This window comes from Klebsiella sp. C283 (assembly GCF_048822555.1).
In the GTDB taxonomy this organism is placed as follows: Bacteria; Pseudomonadota; Gammaproteobacteria; order Enterobacterales; family Enterobacteriaceae; genus Klebsiella; species Klebsiella quasipneumoniae.
This window is the reverse complement of sequence record NZ_JBMEZS010000047.1, coordinates 1-2887: the sequence shown is the minus strand read 5'-3', so window position 1 is coordinate 2887 and position 2887 is coordinate 1. Positions and strand designations below refer to the sequence as shown.

The window sequence follows — 2887 nt, the reverse complement described above, 5'->3', positions numbered from 1 at the left end:
ACAGCGTAGCGATCAAGACATTTGGGACGATTACAAGAAAGACGCTATTTTTTACTTGATAGAAAAATACGGCGATAAGCTTAAAAGTGTTATAGAGCATACAGACGAAAAAAATCCTCATATTCATTTCTATGTCGTTGCTGATCGCAACGAGGTTTTAAACGACTTACATGATGGAAAAAAGGCAGTTTCTGACACAAGAAAAGAAAACAGAAAGAAAATAAACAAGCAAGACAAAGAAAAACAAAAAGGTCTATATTCAAATGCTATGATCGCTTTTCAAGATGATTTCTATATGAAAGTTTCAAGAAATTATGGGCTTTCTCGAACAGGCGAAGAGCCAAGATCGAGAATTTATTCAACGCCTGAATTTAAGAAAATGGAAGCTGAAAGATTAATGCGATTAGCATTAATCGAAGAAGCAGAAAAAAAATTAATTTCAACAAACGAAGAAATAATAGATCGCGTTGAAAAAAGCAAAATTGAGATTGAGAAGCAAAAAGAAAAAGCAAGAATACAAACAGAGAGAGAAAGAAAAAAGGCTTTAATTAGTGCTGAAAGCCAAGGCTTCAATTATGCAATAAAAGACTTTAACAACAAAAGCTACTTGGGAAAAATTGCTGTTTCTATTACATATCCTAAAAATGAGATTTCACGTCTGAAAAACAAAAGTAATGAGGTGGTTAAAAAATATAATATTTTATTAGATAAAAGCAAAAAAATAGAAGAAAGAAAGAATTTTTATAAAAATAGCTTCCTTGAAATACAAGAGAAAGAGCAAAAGCTACGTAAAGACTTTAATAGACGCGTTGAGCAGCGTTTAGACGTTGTGAATAGTAAAAATATAGAGTTAGCAGAGAATAATAATTATCTCTCATTAGAGAACGAAAGATTAAAAGCTGAGAACGAACAAGCAAAATTTGCTACCGATTTTTTAAACAGGTTAAAAAGAAAGATGGGTGATAAATTTAACGATTTCAAAAAAGATCTGTTTAAAAAAATTAAGCCTTCTGGTGATAAATTCAACATCTAAAACCGAAAACTGAAAGTTTTTTATTTTGTTCATTCGCTAACGCTCTTCACTTCTTCGAACGAGTGCGATAGCAAAATTGCGAAGCAATTGCCCAAAGGGCCAAAAGAAAAAATCTTCAGATTTCTGGTTTTGACCTGGGTTTTTTGAAAACCGCGAGCAGTTCACCAGCTTGCCTGGTGGACTGTGAGGGGTTGGCCGGGCGGCGAGCCGAAGTTATCCCCCTTATATGTATTAGAATCTCTTAGATTATCTTAGGGCTTTTTTTTCTACTCTCTAACCCTTGATATTACTCACTTTTTAAAAATCATGGTTGTCAAAAACGTCAACTAGGGTTGTCAAAAACGTCAACTAGGGTTGTCAAAAACGTCAACTAGGGTTGTCAAAAACGTCAACTAGTAATTTTTTAGTTCATTTTTTAACCTAGTTTTTCTGGTGTCACATAGTAGACAAGAGTTGAAAAAGTGAAACTTTTTCTACTTTTTTCTACTTTTTCTATTGACTTATATTTTAGATCGTTTATTAAGTTACTATAAAATTAATGGAGGTTTTAATTATGAATATACAACAAATATTAAATGATAGCTTAAATATAAGTTATGAGAATTTTAACGATTATTTAAATCAATATGATTTAAGCCCAGAAGAAAAAGTAGCGGCTTTTACGTTTTACCATGAAAACGTAAAACAGAAAAAAGCCATTACAATCTCTGCTGAGAAAACTAATAATTATAAGTCAATTGCAGATAAAGTTGAGTATGTGCATTTATTTCCGAAGAATTTAAAAAAAATAATAAAAGAGTACAATTTAACAAGTAATGAGCTTTTAGTGACTATGGAAATTTTAGACTCTATGATGTCTCATGGTAATATGTTAATTAATTTCTCGCAGGCTAGACTTTGCGAACTTACAGAAATTAATAAATCTACTATGTCGAAAGTCTTTAAATCTTTAAGGGCTAAAAAAGTTCTCATTGAAAATGAGAATGGGAATTTATATATAAATTCCGTGGTCTTTATGAAAGGCTTACCGCATAAATTATTCATTCAATACAGAGAGCATTTCTTAAAATCTATTGAATATAAATTAACAGAAGAAGAAAACTTTGATCAGGTTTTTGATGCTGAATTTATAAAAACATATGAAAGTAACATTAAAAAAATAAAAGATAAAAAAGAAGAGTTAGAACAAAAAAAGAAAGATAAAACTTTAAAGTCTTTCAATGAAACTTTAAAAACAGAGTTGAAAGAAGCAACGGAAGAAAATTTTGATTTAATTTTTGATGAACAAAACTAACGCGCTTCGCTTGTTCAAATCCTAATTCTTATAATGTAAAATTATAAAAATTAGGATTTCTATTTTTCCTTTTTTTTTATCTTTTGACCTTCTCCCCATTTATGGGGCCGACGTCTAAGCGAAGCTTAGGCATAGTCGGTTCCTATGCCTTAATCGCAACCCCTGAAAACCTTGACTTTCTTGCAAAATTTATTATTAAAAATATATGAGAAAAACTATAAAAATAAGGGTTATTTTATGGCAAAAACTGCACAATTTATTCATATAGAAACTTATGCTGATATACCTGAGAGAGAAAAAACAGTAAAAGAATTAAACCGATCTTCAGATGTTAGATCTACCAGTAGAAAAGGAGTTTTAAACGAAGCAAGAAGGGTTAATGGCTTTTGTTCTCACGTTGAAGAGCCAGAGCAACCTGCGTTGCTCTATGGCTTAAATTTGGATGAGGTAGAAATGCTTGTAGATGACTACAAGCAAAATTTTAGACTTATAGACAAGAACGGGAAGGAAAGGAAGGCAAGAAGTGACGCAAGCGTCCTTCTTGCTGGTGTAGTTAGTTT

Annotated in this window: 3 protein-coding genes; all 3 read left to right on the top strand. The window is 31.4% G+C overall.

The genetic code is table 11. From position 1 onward, the window contains the following. Positions 1–1033: hypothetical protein (locus ACOI7Z_RS27000; protein WP_420702484.1), on the top strand; the 1033-nt coding region annotated here is incomplete at its 5' end. A gap of 553 nt (positions 1034–1586) precedes the next feature. After that, a complete protein-coding gene (locus ACOI7Z_RS26995) occupies positions 1587–2327 on the top strand; it encodes a replication/maintenance protein RepL (protein WP_015060893.1) in 741 nt (246 codons plus the stop codon). Positions 2328–2564: 237 nt separating this feature from the next. Further along, positions 2565–2887 (top strand): hypothetical protein (locus ACOI7Z_RS26990; RefSeq protein ID WP_420702483.1); only part of this gene is annotated, 323 nt, incomplete at its 3' end.